The organism is Rhizobium anhuiense, assembly GCF_003985145.1.
GTDB classification, from domain to species: Bacteria; Pseudomonadota; Alphaproteobacteria; order Rhizobiales; family Rhizobiaceae; genus Rhizobium; species Rhizobium anhuiense.
On sequence record NZ_ML133521.1, the window covers coordinates 153,106 to 170,443 of the forward strand.

At 63.2% G+C, this 17,338-nt stretch carries 15 protein-coding genes; 5 read left to right on the forward strand and 10 right to left on the reverse strand.

Translation table 11 applies throughout. The features are described from left to right. Positions 1 to 46 precede the first annotated feature (46 nt). From EEQ99_RS00790 to EEQ99_RS00805, 4 genes are read left to right on the forward strand one after another with little or no spacing between them, the layout of a single operon-like run. The gene (locus EEQ99_RS00790) at positions 47 to 898 is read left to right on the forward strand and encodes a carbohydrate ABC transporter permease (RefSeq protein WP_047614591.1); all 852 of its coding nucleotides are present in this window, start codon (positions 47 to 49) and stop codon (positions 896 to 898) included. Next, positions 895 to 1,752 carry a carbohydrate ABC transporter permease gene (locus EEQ99_RS00795; RefSeq protein ID WP_127429864.1) on the forward strand — a complete coding sequence of 286 codons (858 nt, stop codon included), beginning with the start codon at positions 895 to 897 and terminating at the stop codon, positions 1,750 to 1,752. Before EEQ99_RS00790 ends, EEQ99_RS00795 begins: the two co-directional genes overlap by 4 nt. Before the next feature lie 13 nt (positions 1,753 to 1,765). Beyond that, on the forward strand, positions 1,766 to 2,824 hold the full coding sequence (locus EEQ99_RS00800; protein WP_047612080.1) for an ABC transporter ATP-binding protein: 1,059 nt from the start codon (positions 1,766 to 1,768) through the stop codon (positions 2,822 to 2,824). 19 nt (positions 2,825 to 2,843) lie between these two features. Beyond that, positions 2,844 to 4,112 (forward strand): MGH1-like glycoside hydrolase domain-containing protein, encoded by a 1,269-nt coding sequence (locus EEQ99_RS00805; protein WP_127429865.1) that lies wholly within the window; start codon positions 2,844 to 2,846, stop codon positions 4,110 to 4,112. Positions 4,113 to 4,125: 13 nt separating this feature from the next. On the opposite strand, the gene EEQ99_RS00810 is transcribed toward EEQ99_RS00805, so the two are convergent. The 8 genes from EEQ99_RS00810 to EEQ99_RS00845 all read right to left on the reverse strand — a co-directional run bounded on the left by EEQ99_RS00810 (position 4,126) and on the right by EEQ99_RS00845 (position 13,657). Then, on the reverse strand, positions 4,126 to 6,753 hold the full coding sequence (locus EEQ99_RS00810; protein ID WP_127429866.1) for an AAA family ATPase: 2,628 nt from the start codon (positions 6,751 to 6,753) through the stop codon (positions 4,126 to 4,128). Continuing rightward, positions 6,750 to 7,874 carry a metallophosphoesterase family protein gene (locus EEQ99_RS00815; protein ID WP_127429867.1) on the reverse strand — a complete coding sequence of 375 codons (1,125 nt, stop codon included), beginning with the start codon at positions 7,872 to 7,874 and terminating at the stop codon, positions 6,750 to 6,752. Before EEQ99_RS00815 ends, EEQ99_RS00810 begins: the two co-directional genes overlap by 4 nt. Before the next feature lie 278 nt (positions 7,875 to 8,152). Then, the gene (locus EEQ99_RS00820) at positions 8,153 to 8,632 is read right to left on the reverse strand and encodes an MEKHLA domain-containing protein (RefSeq protein WP_164735881.1); all 480 of its coding nucleotides are present in this window, start codon (positions 8,630 to 8,632) and stop codon (positions 8,153 to 8,155) included. A 133-nt stretch (positions 8,633 to 8,765) separates the two neighbouring features. Then, positions 8,766 to 9,956, reverse strand: coding sequence for a M20 aminoacylase family protein (locus EEQ99_RS00825; protein ID WP_127429868.1), 1,191 nt, complete (start codon positions 9,954 to 9,956; stop codon positions 8,766 to 8,768). Between the two features lie 70 nt (positions 9,957 to 10,026). Continuing rightward, positions 10,027 to 10,806 (reverse strand): amino acid ABC transporter ATP-binding protein, encoded by a 780-nt coding sequence (locus tag EEQ99_RS00830; RefSeq protein ID WP_028757324.1) that lies wholly within the window; start codon positions 10,804 to 10,806, stop codon positions 10,027 to 10,029. Next, complete coding sequence (locus EEQ99_RS00835) at positions 10,803 to 11,732, reverse strand: amino acid ABC transporter permease (RefSeq protein WP_127429869.1); 930 nt, start codon at positions 11,730 to 11,732, stop codon at positions 10,803 to 10,805. Before EEQ99_RS00835 ends, EEQ99_RS00830 begins: the two co-directional genes overlap by 4 nt. Further along, positions 11,729 to 12,619, reverse strand: a complete 891-nt coding sequence (locus EEQ99_RS00840; protein WP_047612092.1) for an ABC transporter substrate-binding protein — start codon at positions 12,617 to 12,619, stop codon at positions 11,729 to 11,731. Before EEQ99_RS00840 ends, EEQ99_RS00835 begins: the two co-directional genes overlap by 4 nt. Before the next feature lie 75 nt (positions 12,620 to 12,694). Continuing rightward, on the reverse strand, positions 12,695 to 13,657 hold the full coding sequence (locus EEQ99_RS00845) for a nitrate ABC transporter substrate-binding protein (protein WP_127429870.1): 963 nt from the start codon (positions 13,655 to 13,657) through the stop codon (positions 12,695 to 12,697). Between the two features lie 100 nt (positions 13,658 to 13,757). Between EEQ99_RS00845 and EEQ99_RS00850 the strand changes: the two genes are divergently transcribed. Beyond that, positions 13,758 to 15,083 carry an aminotransferase-like domain-containing protein gene (locus tag EEQ99_RS00850; protein ID WP_127429871.1) on the forward strand — a complete coding sequence of 442 codons (1,326 nt, stop codon included), beginning with the start codon at positions 13,758 to 13,760 and terminating at the stop codon, positions 15,081 to 15,083. 21 nt (positions 15,084 to 15,104) lie between these two features. On the opposite strand, the gene EEQ99_RS00855 is transcribed toward EEQ99_RS00850, so the two are convergent. Together EEQ99_RS00855 and EEQ99_RS00860 are read right to left on the reverse strand one after the other, a co-directional pair. After that, entirely contained in the window at positions 15,105 to 15,827 is a 723-nt protein-coding gene (locus EEQ99_RS00855; protein ID WP_008536437.1) for a response regulator transcription factor, read from the reverse strand. A 13-nt stretch (positions 15,828 to 15,840) separates the two neighbouring features. Further along, positions 15,841 to 17,079: a GAF domain-containing sensor histidine kinase gene (locus EEQ99_RS00860; protein WP_063475765.1), complete on the reverse strand. Its 1,239-nt coding sequence runs from the start codon at positions 17,077 to 17,079 to the stop codon at positions 15,841 to 15,843. Positions 17,080 to 17,338: the final 259 nt, after the last annotated feature.

The following is a 17,338-nucleotide window of genomic DNA, read 5'->3' on the forward strand; positions in this document are numbered from 1 at the left end:
ATGCCCGGGCGCTCTTTCAACCCTCTGCTCGTCGAGGCGGAAGCCGATGACCAATAGCCGACCTTGGATCCCCTATCTGCTGATCCTGCCATCCGTCGCCTTTCTGGCGCTGCTGTTCGTCATGCCGCTGGTGCAGACGATCTGGCTGGCGGTTTCGGACAATGGCGCGCCGTCGCTGGCGAATGCCGAGCGCATGGTCACCGACATCAATTTCACCCGCTCCGTGAAGAACACCTTCCTGCTGACGATCGCGGTCGTGCCGGTGCAGATCGCCATTGCGCTTGCCATGGGCACGATGGTCGCCAAAGTCGGCCGCGGCCGCGAGACGATCCTCTGGATCTGGACAATCCCGCTCGGCATTTCCGATCTCGCCGCCGGTCTCGTCTGGCTGTCGATCCTGCAGAATACCGGCTATCTGAATTCGCTGCTCTTCGGCCTCGGCATCATCGGCAGGCAGGCAAGCTGGCTTTCCTACCAGACGCCGGTCGCGCTCTTCATCGCCATTGCGGTTGCCGAAATCTGGCGCGGCACGGCCATCGTCATGGTCATCATCGTCGCCGGCCTGAACCAGGTGCCGAAGGAATTCAAAGAAGCCGCCGAAATCTTCGGGGCTGGTCCGTGGACGCGCTTCTGGCGCATCACCCTGCCGCTGATCCGCCCCGCCCTGCAATCGGCGCTGATCCTGCGCACCGTGCTCGCCTTCGAGGTCTTCGCGGTGGTCTATGCGCTCGGCGGGCGCAATTTCCCGGTCCTCGTCGGTGAGGCCTACAACTGGCAGAACCAGAACCAGAACTACAGCGTCGCTGCCGCCTATGCGGTGCTGATCATGATCATCTCGCTCGCCGCCACGCTCATCTATCTGAAGGCCTTGAAGGTCGATCCGGAGCGCCTGCCATGACCACGGACACCATCAGCGCGGCCGCAGACACACCCAAAGCCGCCGGCTTCATCTCTTCACAACGCTGGCTGCTCTGGAGCGGCATTGCCGCACTCTGCGCCTGGGTGCTGGTGCCGATCTATCTGGTGGCGCTCGGCGCACTCGGCGGTCGCCAGGGCGTCTATGTCTGGCCGAAGACCGGCCTTCCCACCGGTCTATCCCTCGAGCCCTTTTTTCTCTTCCTGAAGACCGAAGGCGTCGTCCAGTCCTTTCTCAACTCGCTTGGTGCGGCCGGCATCACGGTGGCGCTTTCGATCCTGCTCGGCGCGCCGGCCGGTTACGCACTCGCCCGCTACGATTTCCGCGGCAAGGACAGTTACCGCCTTCTGGTGCTGCTGACCCGCGCCTTCCCGCTGGCAATCCTGGCGCTGCCGCTGACCGTCTCCTTCATCCGGCTCGGCCTTTACGATACGATCGTCGGCGTCGGCCTCATCCATACGGTCCTGGCGCTTCCGTTCGCCGCGCTCGTCACCCAGGGCATTTTCCTCGGCGTGCCCAGAGAGTTGGAAGAAGCCGCCTGGGTGTTCGGCTGCACCCGCATCCAGGCCTTCTTCAAGGTGGTCGCGCCCCTGGCTTTGCCCGGCATCGTCGCGACAGCGGTCTTTGCCTTCGTCATCTCGTGGAACGAGGTCTTTGCCGCGTCGGTGCTGACGGTGCGCAACCGCACGCTGACCGCCTACCTGCTGACGGTGCTCTCGGAAAGCCCGATGCACTACCGCTTTGCCGGCGGCCTGATGCTCATCCTTCCCTCGGTTGTCTTCATCTTCGCGGTCAGGCGTTACCTCTTCGCGATCTGGGGCATTTCCTCCAAATAACGGGACCATCGACATGGCCAATATTGTCATCGACCGCATCCGCAAAAGCTTCGGAGCCTTCCAGGCGCTGAAAGAGGTCTCGCTGACGATCAACGACGGCGAATTCGTCTCGCTGCTCGGTCCGTCCGGCTGCGGCAAGACCACGCTGCTGCGCATCATCGCCGGCCTCGAGACCGCAACATCAGGCGATGTCCGTATCGGCGACAAGTCGGTGATCGGTCTACCGCCTAAGGATCGCGGCCTGGCGATGGTCTTCCAGAACTACGCCGTCTTTCCGCATATGACGGTCTATGAGAACGTCGCCTTCGGGCTGCGGATGCAGAAGGCCGACGACACCAGGGTGAAGGCGCAGGTCGAAAAGGCCGCCGGCCTGTTGCATATCGAGCAATATCTCGACCGCTACCCGAACAAGCTTTCCGGCGGCCAGCGCCAGCGCGTCGCGGTCGCTCGTGCCCTTGCCGTCGAACCGAAGGTTCTCCTGATGGACGAGCCGCTTTCGAACCTCGATGCGCTGCTCCGCCTCGAAATGCGCACGGAACTCAAGACCGTGCTGCAATCGGCGGGGACCACGACGATCTACGTCACCCACGACCAGACGGAAGCCATGGGCCTTTCCGACCGCATCGCCGTCATGCATGGCGGCGTGGTCGAACAGGTCGGCCATCCGGTCGAGATCTACAATCACCCGGCAACACGTTTTGTCGGCGGTTTTATCGGCAATCCGCCGATGAACTTCATCAAGGTGCCGGTTTCGAACGGCCAGGTGGCGGCAGGGTCCGAGCAGTTTGCAGCGCCTGGGGAATCCGGCAATGAAGTCATCCTTGGCCTGCGTGGCGAGGCCGTCGAACTCGCGCCGTTGCCGCAGGGTCTCGAAATGAGAGTGCGCGTTGCCGAGCCGATGGGCTCGCATCTGCTTCTGACCGGTTCGATCCACGATCAGCCGGTCCGCGTCATCCTGCCGGCCTCGGAAACCGTGAAGAGCGGCGAGACGATTGGCCTGAAGCTCGACCAGAAGCGCATCACCTGGCTTTCGCCCGAAAGCGGCAAGTCGTTTCCGGCCGTCTTGGCCTGAGAATACCGGAGTTCCCGAAATGAACATGCATGTCGACCAAGCCAAGCGCATCCTCGCCGCCAACGATCGCGGCGGCTATACGGTGCCGACCGACCGGCTCTACCCTTTCCAGTGGAACTGGGATTCCGCCTTCGTCGCCATGGGCTTCGCGCTCTACGACACCGACCGCGCCTATCGCGAGCTGGAGCGGCTGGTCGAGGGCCAGTGGGCGGACGGGATGATCCCGCATATCGTCTTCCACGCCCCAAGCGAAACCTATTTTCCTGGACCGGATGTCTGGCGCACGAAGCACACGATCGCGACCTCCGGCATAACCCAGCCGCCGGTCTTCGCGATCGCACTGCGCAAGCTGCATGAAGCCGCCGGCAAGGGTGCCGAAGCCCGTACCCTGCCACTTTACGAAGCGGCGCTGAAATGGCATCGCTGGTGGTATTCCGCCCGCGATCCCGATGGCACCGGCTTGGTCGCGCTGCTGCATCCCTGGGAAAGCGGCAGCGACAATTCTCCCGCCTGGGACATCGCGCTCGCTCGTGTACCCACCACCACCGATACCCCTGTCGTGCGCAAGGATACCGGCCATGTCGATGCCGACATGCGTCCGCGTGACGAGGATTACCGCCGCTTCATTCATCTGGTCGATACCTATGCCGCCTGCGGCTGGGATCCGGCGAAACAATGGGAAAAGGCGTCCTTCAAGGTCGCCGAGATCCAGACGACCGCTATCCTGCTCAAGGCCGGCGAAGACCTCGAGCACCTTGCCCGGCTGTTCGACCGGACCGAGGACGCGATCGAGACCGCTGCCTTCAACAACCGCACTCGCAAGGCGATCATGGCCCAATGGCGGCCGGACCTCGCGCGCTTCGTCTCGCAAGACTTGATCTCGGGAGAAGATGTCGAAGCGGCGACGCAAGCCGGTTTCATCCCCCTCCTCTCACTGGATCTCGACAAGCAGATTGCCGACGCGCTGGTTGCGGAAATGAAGGCCTGGTCGAAGGATCTCAAGGTCGCCTTTCCGACGACGAAGCCGGGCATCGCCAGCTGGGAGCCGAAGCGTTACTGGCGCGGTCCCGCCTGGGCAATCATCAACTGGCTTCTGATCGACGGATTGAAGCGCAACGGCCACACGGCTGTCGCCGAAAAGCTGCGGCGATCCACGATCACAGCGATCGAAACGGAAGGTTTTGCAGAATATTTCGACCCGGTCACCGGCCAAGGCTGCGGTGGCCTCGGCTTTTCCTGGACGGCTGCCGCCTATCTGTGGCTTGAGCGACGCGTCGGCGTTACCTGAGCATCGATCTAGATCAATCCGGCTGCCATGGCTGCATGGTCAGCACGTTTCCGCCAAGCTTGGCGAAGGCGCGTTGGCGACAGGAGAAGACGAGGATCTGCTGGTCGCGCGATTGGCGGTGCAGCGCATCGAACATCCGCTCGATCCGGTCGTCGTCGGAATAAACAAGCGCATCGTCGAGGATGACAGGCGCCGGCCGGCCGTCGCGGGCAAGCAGCCGGGCGAATGCAAGGCGGGTCAGCACCGAGAGCTGCTCCCGCATGCCGCCGCTCAACCGATCGACATCCTCGTCCTGGCCGTTGCGGCGCACGATCTGCGGTAGCAGCGTGTCGCCGTCGAAGGTGATCGAGATATCGTCGAACAGCAGGCCGAGCAGCGGGGCGAGTTCGTTCATGATCGGCTTGAGATAGAGGTCGCGCGCCGCCGCCCGCGTCGCCGTCAGCGCCTTGCGCAGGCGATCGAGCACGCCGACCTCCGTCTCGAAACGCTTCACCTGCTCGCGCGCCGCTGCAAGCAAATCCCGGCTTTCCAACCAGTTTTCTTCTACCGCGCTGTCCGAGCGGGTGCGGATCTGACCGCCGAGATCGGCAAGCTCCTCGCGAAGCCTGGCAATTTCGCGTCCTGCGGCGTCGGCAACCGAGCGCGCCCGGGCAAGGGCGGCCTCTGCGCCTGCGAGGTCCCGCGCTGTCCGGCGCAAAGGTCCGGCCCGGAGCTCGACCGCATCGAACCGCTCTTTGGCGCTGGACAATTTTACGGCAAGGTCCTGTTGCACGGCATTTCGGCCGGCTTCGGGACCGATGATCGCCTCGATGGCCTCGAGTTCCTGACCAAGCCTGGCGTGCTCTGTCTGCGCGCGCAATATCGCCTCGCCGGCCTCGGTGCGCATCACCGATGCCTCCCGCGCCCGGTTCCGCGCCAGTTCGATGCGCCGCGTCGCATCCGCGAGACGGGCGCGCACCTCTTCCGGGTCGGCGTCGAGTTCGATCGGACCCTGGCTGAGTTCGGCAAATCGGGCGGCGTCGAGGTGAAGGGCGTCGATGCCCTTCGGGGCGAGATCGGCGAGCCGCTGGCGCGCCCGCACCAGCTCCTCGTGTTTGCTCCGCGCGGCAATGTCGCGCTGCCGCGCCGCGAGCAGACTGTCGACACCGAGCTTGGCAAGCAATGTTTGGCGGGCGGATTGCGCGGTCTCCAGCGCTCCGTCCTGCTCAACCTGCCGGCTGGAATGAATGGTCAGGGTGCCGACGCCTGCTATGTCGAGCCTCGCCATTCCGGCAAAGCTCCTATCCTCGCCCCCAGGCAAAGGCTGGTGGTCCATGCTCACCGATCCGGAGGCGTCTTTCAGGTAGTCGATCCGGAGCGTGGGAAGGTCGACTTCGGCGGCTGCGCGCAGTCCAACGATCTTGAGATCCAGCGCTTCGAGCCGTTCGATCCCATCGGCTGGAATGGCGAGCAATGCATGCGCCGCCTCCCCGTCCTCGATCTGCTGCCGCGCCGCTTCCGCCTGTTCGAGACGCAGACGAACCTCGGCCAGACGCTCGGCGGCGTGGCGCGAACGCAGTGCCGCCTCCAGCCGCGCGAGTAATTCGCGGTTGACCCGCTCGTCTTCTTCGGCCGCCTGCACCTCCGCCGTTGCGGCCTCGCTTTCAACAAGCGATGCCGTGCGTCGCTCGGCTGCATTGGAAAGCTCGTTCGCCGCCAAGGCGAAACGCCGCGCGAGTTCGCCGCTGCGGTTCAATGCGGCCTGGAAGCGCTCATATGCCTGCTGCGCCTCCTCGCGGCGGCTGGCGGCCAAGGCAGCCTCGGCATCGAGCGCCTTGAGTTCCCTCTCGTGCAGCTTGGCGGCTTCGAGCACCGCCTCGGCATTGGAAATAGCCGCCTTCCGGCCGGCCTCCTCGTCCGGATTTTCCAACTCGTTCAGTCTCGCCTGCACTGAGCGGCGGCGGTCGAGCGCGCCGTGCAGCATCTCCACCTCCTTGGCCAGCCGCGCCTCCTCCTCCTGCAGCCGGTCACGCTCCTCGAGAGCGGCGGCAAAGCGGCCTCCGGTCTTCGGCCGGAGCGTCGCGGTGACCAGGCGATTGAGTTCTTCCTCACAGGCTTCAAGCACCGCCGACATGCGCCGTCCGCCGGTCAGCGCCTCCACTTCGCCCTGCACCGACGACAGCAGGCTTTCGCGCACCCGCTTGTCGTTTTCTTCCTCACTCTTGCTGCGATTTTCGATGCCGGTGACGCCCTGGCGCACCCAGAGCAGGCCTGCCGGGCCGGAGGTTCCACCGGAAATGAGATCGCCGATGAAAGCCTCGGCTTCGTCGGCCTGAGCGACGAGCCGACCGCTGCCGAGATCGGTGACGCTGGCGCGCCGTCCGCCATAGAATTGCTTGGTCAGGCGGTAGCGGCCGGCGTCGATCGTGATATCGGCCTCGACGATCGGATTGCCGCCGCTATAGGGACGCAGCATCTGCACGTTCTTTGGCGTGCCGCTGTGCGGCTGGAAAAACAGGGCATGCAGCGCCTCGAAACAGGTTGATTTGCCATGTTCGTTGGCGGCGCTCAGCACATTGACGCCGTCGGTGATTCCTTCGACTGATATGCCGCGGCCGGCAAAGCGTTTGACATTGTGGAGGCGAAGGGCGGTCAGTTTCATCGATCGATCGCCTCGCAATAAGAAAACAGCCGGATTAATGCTTGACGCGCCACGGTCCTGTCGTCGCCGGAACGGGCCTCGTCGAGGCTTTCGGCAAGCAGCAAGTCCGCAGCATCGCGCAGCGCACCGGCTCGGTCGATGGTCTCGAGATCATCGCTCTCGCAATCGGTCCCTAGGAGGTCGGTATCGATCTCCAGATGTGCAAATTCCGGCGCGACCTGCTCCAGCAGGCTGATCATTGCCGTCCGCCCGTTCAACCGGGCACGGCCGGACAGCGCGACGCGCAACAGGGTTTGTCGCCGCGCGAACGGTTCCGGCAATGCGGCCTTCAGCGCTTCAACACCGTCTTCCGATGCCAGCAGCGGAAGCTGCAATGTCTGCCAGGAAAAGCTGGCGGTCGTCACCGCCGTCGTTGTCGGCATCGCCCCCTGTCCGGCAATGGAAACGACCATCGCCTGCCCTGGCCGGTCATGCTTGAAACGGTCCGGCTCGGGAGCGCCGCTGTAATATGTTCTGGCGTCCACCGCCACCAATCCGTGCCAATCGCCAAGCGCCATATAGTCGAGGCCGGCCAACGCCGCGCGGTTCGGCGCAATCACGTTCGTGGCCGTGGCATCCTCCGAAAATTCCTGGATCGGGCCATGGGCGAGGCCGATGCGGATAGCGCCGTCCGGCGTGTCGGCACCGGTCATCCATTCGGTCAGGTCGCGGCCCGGCCTCCTGGTCGTGCAAGGCGCCGGCAGCAGGACGACGTCAGGTCCAAGCGCAAGGGGTGCTGCTTCCGTCGCCAGAGTGACATTGTCGGGCAACACGCCGCGCGCCGCGCTCCAGAGCTGGTCCGCCAGCAGCGAATCGTGATTGCCCGGAAGCAGGACCCAGCGCAGCGGCGTATTCCGGGCCATCTCGCCAAGCGCCTGCCGAAGCACGGCGGGTGTCGGCGTCTCGGTATCGAATGTATCGCCCGCCAGCAGGACAACGCCCGCCCCATGCTCTCGCGCCGCATTGGCAAGCCTGGTGATCACGCCATGCCGGGCCTCACGCAGGCGCCCTCTCAAATCCTCCGGAAGATTGCCAAATCGCTTGCCAATATGAAGGTCCGAACTGTGCAGAAAGGAAAACATTAGCCAGCCATGTCTACGATGTGCCGCGAGCTTCCCAGCATGGCCAAGGGCTTCGCCCGCAGTGTCGTGATTCCGTTGTTCAGGGACAGACCATGCCTCCCGATAACTGGCGAGGCAAGCTTATCCTGGACAAACGCACTGTTATCCAATGCTTGTCTAACTCTCAGCGATATACGACATCGCATTGCCCAGCCGCCACCGTCCCTTGTCCGCTATTGTCAGCTGCCAACAGCGACGGAATGCCGGCGTTGAGGAACCTGGTCGAACACCACCAGCGCTCAGCTCACCTGCTCGTCCTGCCAGGAATCGAACGTTGCCGCCTGACCGTGACGGCGTCCGTTGCGGTCGACGAGATTCCAGACGATGGCTTTCTCGATATAGAAACGCCGCCCTGACTTGGCGATGCGAAGTCCGCGGTAGTCGGCGATAAAGCCGTTGGCTGCCACGGCATTCAGCAATCTCTCGCGCTCCGCACGGTCCGGCGCCTCTGCGGAAAGACGCGACGGCAAAGTGATGAACTCGTCCCATGAATATTCAAAGCAGGCCTGGGCCGCACGGTTGGCGTAGATGAAGCGTGGATCGGCTTCGGTGTTGTGAGCAAGGACTACGGCCGGCGACGTGTGGTAAAGCCATTCGGCCCCTTGGCCCTCCGGCGCCAGGCGGCGTCCGACGCTTCGTTCGAAGCTTTCCGCCATCAGGGCGTAAAATTCGAGATCGCAGGACAAGTCGAGTCCGGCGTCGTGATAGTTGGCAATCATGCTGCGCATCCTGGATTGCGACGAGAGATCCTGAAGGGATGTTCTCGCATGAAAAAGGACTAGGAAATCCTTTCGCGCTACAAAAAAGTGCAAGCTCCAAATGGGACGCCGTAAAAGCTGGGCAGCCGGGATTTCAGGTGTCGTCCCGGAGGTAACGCTCCGCGAGCCTTGCCCACATTGCCGCACCGACCGTCAGGCTGGCATCGGCGAAGTCATATTTGGCACTATGCAGGATGGCGGAATTCATGCCGTTGCCGAGGCGCAGGAAGCTGCCCGGCTTATGCTCGAGAAAGTGTGAAAAATCCTCGCTGCCGGGAATGAGCGGGCAGGTCGCGACCTTGTCTTCGCCGATCAGTTCGGCCGCGACGATGCGGGCAAAATCCGTCTCGGCAGGCGAGTTGACGACGACAGGATTGCCGCGATCATAGTCGATCTCGATCAAAGCACCGTGACCCTCGGCCACCGAGTGGGCAAGCTTGGTGATGCGCTCCTGTAAGAGATCGCGAATGCCAGGTTCGAAGGAGCGCACGCTCAAGGCGAGCTTGGCATATTCCGGAATGACGTTGACGGCATCGCCGGCATGGATGGTGCCGACGGTGATGACCGCCGTCTGGGTTGGATCCAGGTTGCGCGAGATGATCGTCTGCAGCGAGACGACGAGGTTGCACGCCACGACCACCGGATCGATGGTCAGGTGCGGCCGTGAGGCATGGCCGCCCTTGCCCTTGATGGTAATCTCGACGGTATCGGACGCCGCCATCATCGGGCCGGATCGCAGCAGGATGGTGCCTTCGGGAGCACCAGGATGATTGTGCAGGCCGAAGATGGCGTCGAACGGAAACCGCTCGAACAGGCCGTCGGCGATCATCGCCTGGGCGCCGCTATTCTTGCCCGCCTCTTCCGCCGGCTGGAAAATCAGCGTCACCGTGCCGTTGAAGCGACGGGTGCGGGCAAGATATTCGGCCGCCCCAAGCAGCACAGTGGTGTGGCCGTCATGGCCGCAGGCATGCATCTTGCCGGGCGTGCTGCTGGCATAGGGAAGTCCGGTTGCCTCGATGATCGGCAATGCATCCATATCGGCGCGAATGGCGATGCCCTTGTTACCCCGGCCGGCGCTGAGCCGCGCGACGACGCCATGGCCACCGACATTGCGGGTCACATCATAACCCCAGCCTTCCAGCTTTTCTGCGACATAACGCGCCGTTTCCGCCTCTTCGAAGGAGAGTTCCGGATGGGCATGCAGGTACTGGCGGGTCGCCTTCAACTGCGCTTCCATGGCTTCGAAATCGGAAAGGCGGGCATAGGCATTGTCGAGCGTGGGCATGAAAACATCCAGTATTGATCGAAAGAACCGTTGCTCCGGCCCGAGGGTCGAAGCAACCGACTGACATCGCTCAGAGAAAACGGGCGAGAAAGGCCTGGGTCCGGGGATGTTGCGGATTGCCGATGACATCCTCTGGCTTGCCCATCTCGACGACATTGCCGCCGTCCATGAACACCACCCGATCGGCCGCCTCGCGGGCGAAACCGATCTCGTGGGTAACGACGATCATGGTCAGGCCCTGTTTGGCGAGATCGCGCATGGTGGACAGGACTTCGCCGACGAGCTCCGGGTCGAGCGCAGAGGTGGGTTCGTCGAACAGCATCAGCTTCGGCTTGATCGCAAGCGCGCGGGCGATGGCGACGCGCTGCTGCTGACCGCCGGAGAGCTGGCGGGGATAGCTCCCCGCCTTTTCCGACAGGCCGACCCGCTCCAAAAGCCGCATGGCGTTCTCGGTCGCGGCCTTGCGGCTTTCTCCGTGCACGCCGACCGGGGCCTCGATGATGTTCTGCAGCACCGTCATATGCGGATAGAGATTGAACTGCTGGAACACCATGCCGATCTTGCGCCGCTGATGAGCGATCCTGTTGCTGGACAGCTTTTCCAGCCGGTCCTTGCGCAGGCGATAGCCGATCTGTTCGCCATCGACTTCGATGAACCCTTTATTGATCGCTTCGAGATGGTTGATGCAGCGCAGGAAGGTCGATTTTCCCGAGCCGGACGGGCCGAGCACGACGACGACTTCACCCGGCATGACGTCGAGGTCGATCCCCTTCAGCACTTCGAGCTGGTCGAAGGACTTGTGGACGTTGCGGGCTCTGACGAGCGGCTTTGCAATCGCGGCGGCGGTCAATGGCTTGCCTCCTCGACAAGGGTCTCGGATTTGGCGGCGACGGCATTGTTGCGCCGTTCGCTGCGGCCGTAATAGGCCTCGATATAGCTCTGGCCGAGATTGAGGATCGAGGTGATGAACAGGTACCAGAGGACCGCGACAAGCAGCATCGGCACGATCTCGAAGGTGCGATTGTAGATCGACTGGACGGAATAGAGCAGATCGGCCATGGCGATGACGCTGACGAGCGAGGTCGCCTTGATCATGCTGATCAGCTGGTTGCCCGTCGGCGGCACGATCGAGCGCATCGCCTGCGGAATGATGATCCGCCACAGCGCCCTGCCCTTGGTCATGCCGAAGGCTTCCGCCGTCTCGAACTGGCCGCGATCGACCGAGAGCAGGCCGCCGCGAATGATCTCGGCCATATAGGCCGCTTCGTTCAAGGCAAGACCGACGATCGCCGCCGTCATCGGCGTGATCACCGAATTGGTCTCCCAGCTCGCCAGCGTCGGGCCGAACGGAATGGCGATCGAAAGTTCAGGAAAAAGGGTCGAGAGATTGTACCAGAAGATCAGTTGCACCAAGAGCGGCGTGCCGCGAAAGAACCAGATGAACAGCGATGCCAGCGACTTTGCGAGCCGGTCGTTCGACAGCCGGGCGATTGCCAGCCCGAGGCCGAGAACGATGCCGATGGCCATGGCGATCACAGTCAGACCCAGGCTGACATAGAGGCCGCTGATGACAGTCGGATCGAAGAAATAGGCCGCGACGACGGGCCAGCCGAAATTCTCGTTATGGGCGACGATCCACAGGAAGTTCGCGGCAATGAGGATCACGGCCATCCATAGGACGAGCCGACCCGTTCGAAAGGGCTTGTGGGCGTGGGCAACATCCCGGAAGTCCGCACCGCCCGAAGGCGATGCGGCAGTCACGCCGTGATTGCTCATTTCGGCAGGGCTCCACCAAGATTGAGGCCGGGCTGCTTGATCATGTTGTTCTCAAGACCCCACTTCTTCATGATGGCGGCATAGGTGCCGTTATCCATCAACGCCTTGATCGAGTCGAGCAAAACGGGGCCGAGCGGCGAGCCTTTCGGCACGACGGCGCCCTGATAGAGGTCGTCGAAGCCGTTCTTCTGGCCGACGCCGCTCAGTTCCAGCTGGCCGTTTGCCTGAGACACGAAATAGGTCAACGGTGCCTGCGACGAGAAGAAGGCATCGGCGCGTTTGGAGCGGACCGCCAGGATCGAGCTCGGCTGGTCGGTATAGGACTGCACTTCGGGCGCTGGCTTGCCCGCCGTCTTGCACTTTTCGACCTGAGCCTGGATCACCTTTTCGGCGGAGCCGCCGGCCATGACGGCGATGCGATTGCCGCAGGCGCTGTCGAGCGAAGCGATGGCCTTCGGATTGCCTTTCTGGACGGAGAAGACCACGTATTCCTGAACCCAGTCGACGAAGTCATTGGCCTCTTCACGGGTCTTGAAGTCACCGATCGGACCGAAGGCGAACTGGTATCGGCCGGAATTGATGCCGGCGAGCAATGCGGTCAGTCCGCTGACAGTTTCGTGCTCGATCGTGACGCCGAGCATCTGGCCGATCGCATCGGTCAGATCGGCGCTGGCGCCGGTCAGTTCCGTGCCGGTGACGATCTCATAGGGAGGAAAAGAACCGTTGTTGACGGAGATCATCTTGCCGTCCGTGCGGATCTTCTCCGGCAGGCGAGCGCGAAGCGCGTCGTTGACGGTCTGCTTGGCGACGGCGGACTCCTCGGCGAAGACCGACGTCGTCATCATCAAGCCCATCAGGGCGGCGGAAGCGATCAGTTTCGAATGCATGTCATTCCCCTTTTTTGGTTTTGCGAAAATGTTAATTCAACGTCGAGGCCTGTGAGGGAGTTTCGCTGGCCTCGTTCACCGGGCCTTGGCGTGCCACGGAAACAGCTCGGCGGGCGTCAAACGGCGCGGCATGATCTTCTGTTCGTAAAGTTCCTCGGCAAAGTCGGCGATCATCGCCTCGTTCTCGGCAAACCCGCTGACGTTCCAGTTCGGCGGCAGGTCGGCCGCGCAGCGGCGCAATTCGTCGATCATCCAGGGCGTGGTGTCGGCATATTTCTCACGCTTCTCCAGCCAGAGACGCTGGGACTCGTCGATCAGCCCGCTGAGTTCATCCATGATCCAGGGATGCTCCCTGACGATATCAGCCTTGAAGCCGATCAGATGCATGCCCGGGACGTAACCGACCTCGTGGAAGTAGGCGACTTCAGCGGCGCGGAAATCATCCAGCACTTGGCGCAGGGGCGATTCCTGCTCGAAAAAACCCTTCGGCATGAAAGGCGTGAAGACGGCATCCAGCCCGCCATCCAGCAAGAGATCGACCATCGGGCGCTCGCCGGGGACCGCCTCGATGCGGCCGGGCCGTCCAAAACCATCGAGCCGGTCGGCGATCGGATGGGCCTCCGTCAGGCGTCCGGCATACCACATGGCATCCTCGACTCCGACGCCTTCGCGGCGCAGCGCGGCCCGGGTCCATGTATTTCCGGAATCGCGCCAGCCAGTCACCCCGATCTTCTTGCCGGCCAAATCGGACAGCGTGCGGATCGGGCTGCCCTTGGCGGTGATGATGCAGCGATGGCGGAAGCCGCGCATGATGAAGTTCGGCATGCCGAATATCCGATCATCGCCGTCATGACGCATCTGCGAATAGCGGCTGAAGGACATTTCCGCGGCGTCATGAGCCTGGTCATCGCCAAGGCTGGAGACCAGCGTGCCGACGCGATCCACTTTGATGTCGAGACGGGACGAACTGACATCGCCGAGAACAAGCGGCGTCATGTAATCCCAGTCTCTTAGGGCGATGCGAAGCGTCACAGGCATGCAAAAACTCACTGAAATGGCTCGACGAGCGGGAAATTAAATGTTCAAAATGATGAGTACAAATGTTATTACGTTATTGAACATTTAAAGTGAGAGAAAAATGGGCGATACGATCGAAGCCTCCTGGTTTGCCGAAAAAATAGCCGATCGCAGCATGCGGGGGATTGCCCTCGAAACGAGTGCACTGATCCGCGCCGGTGCCCTGCCGGTCGGCACGCGCATGCCGGCGATTCGCGATATCGCCTACGAATTGCGTGTCAGCCCAGCGACGATCTCCCAGGCCTGGAGCGAATTGCGGCGGCAGAAGATCATCAGCGGCCGGGGGCGCAACGGCACCTGGGTCAGCGGCGACCGCTTTGTCGCCAGGCCGGAGCGTCTTGCGAGTTCGGGAAATTATGCCGCTGGTGTGCTCGACCTCACCTTGGCCGGGCCGGATGCTGCACTTCTTCCCCGCCTTTCCGAAGCAATGGCCTATGGCGCGTCAGCCGCCGACCTCAACAGCTATGAGCGCAGTCGTATCGTGCCGGAGCTGAAGGACGCCGTTTCTGTGCGATGGCCCTATGAGGCGGAAGCCTTTCTGGCCACCAATGGCGGCTACAACGCCGTCTATACGGTGTTGCATGCGCTGGTCTCTCCGGGTTCGTCGGTCGCGATCGAACATCCGACCGCGATGCGGCTGCTCGATATCCTGGAAGATCTCGGGGTAAAAATCATCCCCGTCGCCTGCGACGGCGACGGCCCCTTGCCGGATTCGCTGCGCGAGGCGTTGCAGCAACGGCCGGCGGCCTTCCTGTTCCAGCCGCGGCTGCATTCCGTGACCGGCACGACGGTCAGTGCATCCCGCCTCGATCAACTCGGAGATGTGCTGGAAGGCAGCGATACGCTTGTCATCGAGGACGATGGCGTCGGCGACGTGTCGGCAGCGCCTCCGCATTCGCTGGGTGGCCGATTTGCGGAGCGGACGATCCATATCGTCTCACTCTCGAAAAGCCTCGGTCCGGATCTGCGTCTCGCCGTCCTGTCGAGCTCCGCGCCGATCGTCGACCAGATCCAGTCCTACCGTTCCTTCAGCGCCGGCTGGACCAGCCGCATCCTGCAGAGTGCCGCCGCCTGGCTGTTGCGCGATCCCGCAACCTGGCGGCTCATCGGCGAGGCGCGCGCGATCTATCAGCAGAGGCGCGACGCTCTTGCCGACGCACTCTGCGAACGGGGAATGGCGATACCGCCAGGCCAGGGCCTGTGCCTGTGGGTGCCCGTCGTCTCCGAACCATTCGCGATGGTGACGCTCGCCGCACGCAATATCGCCGTCAATCCGGGCAGCAAATTCTCCGTCCTGCCCAGCAATCATATTCGCGTGGCGACCAGCACGCTTGTGGATCGTTGCGAGGAAGCTGCCGACGCGATCGCGCTGGCGCATGCGCCGTGAAAGGCAGACGCCGCGGGGACACTACTTTCCGTCAAGCCACTCCTGCAGCTCTGCCTCCGCCCGCTCCAGTGCGCTGTAATTCAGCAGTTTGCGCAGGAAGGCGACGGTGACGGCGCGGGCGCGCAGATTGAAGCGGCCGTCCTCGTGGTCGTCGCCGGCGCTCTGGTAGACGTCGAGCTTGTCGTAGAGCTGTTGCAGGCGGTTCTGCACGCTGCGCAGCGACAGACCCCGGCGTTTGGCGATGGCCCGGTCGGTGAGGCCGAGCGCGATATCGACGAGGATCTCATATTCGGAATCGGTGAAGCCGTTCGTCTGGCCGAGGCTCTTCTGCTGCAGGCCCCGCACCTCGCGGTCGATGACGCACTGGCTCTCGATGAAGATCGAACGCAGCGCAAGCTTCAGCCGCTCGTCGGAGGCGGATTTCAGCACATAGCCATAGGCGGCGCCATCCGGCACGATGCGCGAGACGCCGCGCACATAGGCTTCGTCCGAATAATTCGACCAGAACAGGATGCGGGTCTCCGGCCGCTCCTTCCAGATGGTGCGCGCCGCCTCGATGCCGTTGCGGTTCGCCATCTGCAGGTCCATGACGATATGTGCCGACTTGTGGTCGCGGGCGAGCTTCTCGCCGACGGTTCCGTTCTCCGCCTCGATCACCGTGTCGCATTCCGGCAGGGCCGCGTTGACGGCCTCGTGCAGATAGGACCGGTGCAGCGGGTCGTCCTCGACGATCAGAACTTTCATCGTGCCCTTCTCCTCAGTTTGGCCCGTTCGCCGGGTCGTGTGGGCCAAGCGGCAGCACGACACGCACCACGGTGCCGCGATTGTTGTGGCCAGGCCCGGTGGTGAAGCGCGCCGAAATCAGCCGCGCCCGGGTCTTCATATTGTCGATGCCGCCGCCGATCCGTCCCCGCGCCTTGGCGAGCCCGGTTCCGTCGTCAAAGATTTCGATCGACAGCCGTTCGTCGTCGGCCTCGAGCCGCACCGTGACGGTGAGCGGAGCGGCATGGCGCACCGCATTGTTGATCGCTTCCTGGGCGATGCGAAACAGCGCGACGCTGACGGTCGGCTCCAGTCGTTCCAACGCGCCGTGGGTCTCGTCGACGAGGCCCCATTCGATGGCCGATCCGGTGTCGCGGGTCGACCGGTCGAGATGATGCTCGATCGCCTGGGCGAGGCCGAAGAGCTGGAGCACGGAGGGTTTCGCCTGCTCGATGATCTGCCGCAGATCCTGCATGCAATGCTGGAGTGAACGGGAAACGGGCTCCAGTGCCTCGGACGCCACTTCGCCGTTGCGCGACAGCCGATCGATCCGCCGGGCAAGCCGCGTCAGGTCGGCAAGCGTCTGGTCGTGCAGGTCCATGCCGATGCGCTGGCGTTCCTGCTCCAGGGCTTCGGTAAGCTTCAGCGCACCTTGCCGCAATCCCTCCTCGCGGGCGCGGGCTTCGGCCTCGACGATGGCCGAGCGTTGCGCCTGCTCGGCCGCCTGCAGCGCGAAGAAATAGGGCGTCAGCAGGTCGGCGATGATGCGGGCGCGTTCAATATCCTCCATCGTATAGACGCCCGCCCGGTGCGACGAACAGGACAGTGCCGCGATGATCGTGCCCTGCACCTTCATCGGCACATGCAGGCGGCTCCTCAGCGATTGTTCGACGATCGGCCGCTTGAACGCACCCTCGAAGTGGAAACGCGGATCCGTCATGGCGTCGTCCGCCAGCAGAAAGTCCACCTCGCCCCGGAGCAGCGAGCGGATGGGGCTGTTGACGACGGGCGCGCCGGCCAGATCGCCCCAGGCGGTCTCGATCCCCGTCTCGTAGGCCGTGTGGTAATTGCCGCCCTCCAGCAGCACGCAGACATCGAGATGGTCGTGCGGGATGATATGGGCGACCTCGGCTGCGACGGAACGGATGGCCGAGCGGAAATCGAGCTGGCCCGCGAGCAGCCGGGAAATGCCGAGATAGTGGTCGAACATGGCTGCGGGTGAAAGATGCAGCATCGTCAGTTCCTCCCCGAGATGCCAGCAGGCTCCTCAACCCGCCGCGATCCCTTCCCAGTAAGCGCCCGCGGAAGGGCCGCCGTCTTGCGTAAACCCGCAGCTTGTTGCGCAAAACCCGCAAACGACTTGCCGCCTTGACACTGTACAGGCCGATCGATCTCCCGCATCCTGCCCTTACTGAGAGGAGGAAGCTCAGTGCAAGAACAATTTTCACTCGGGCCCGATTGGGCCGGCAGGAGTGAAGCGATCCGCCGCCGGC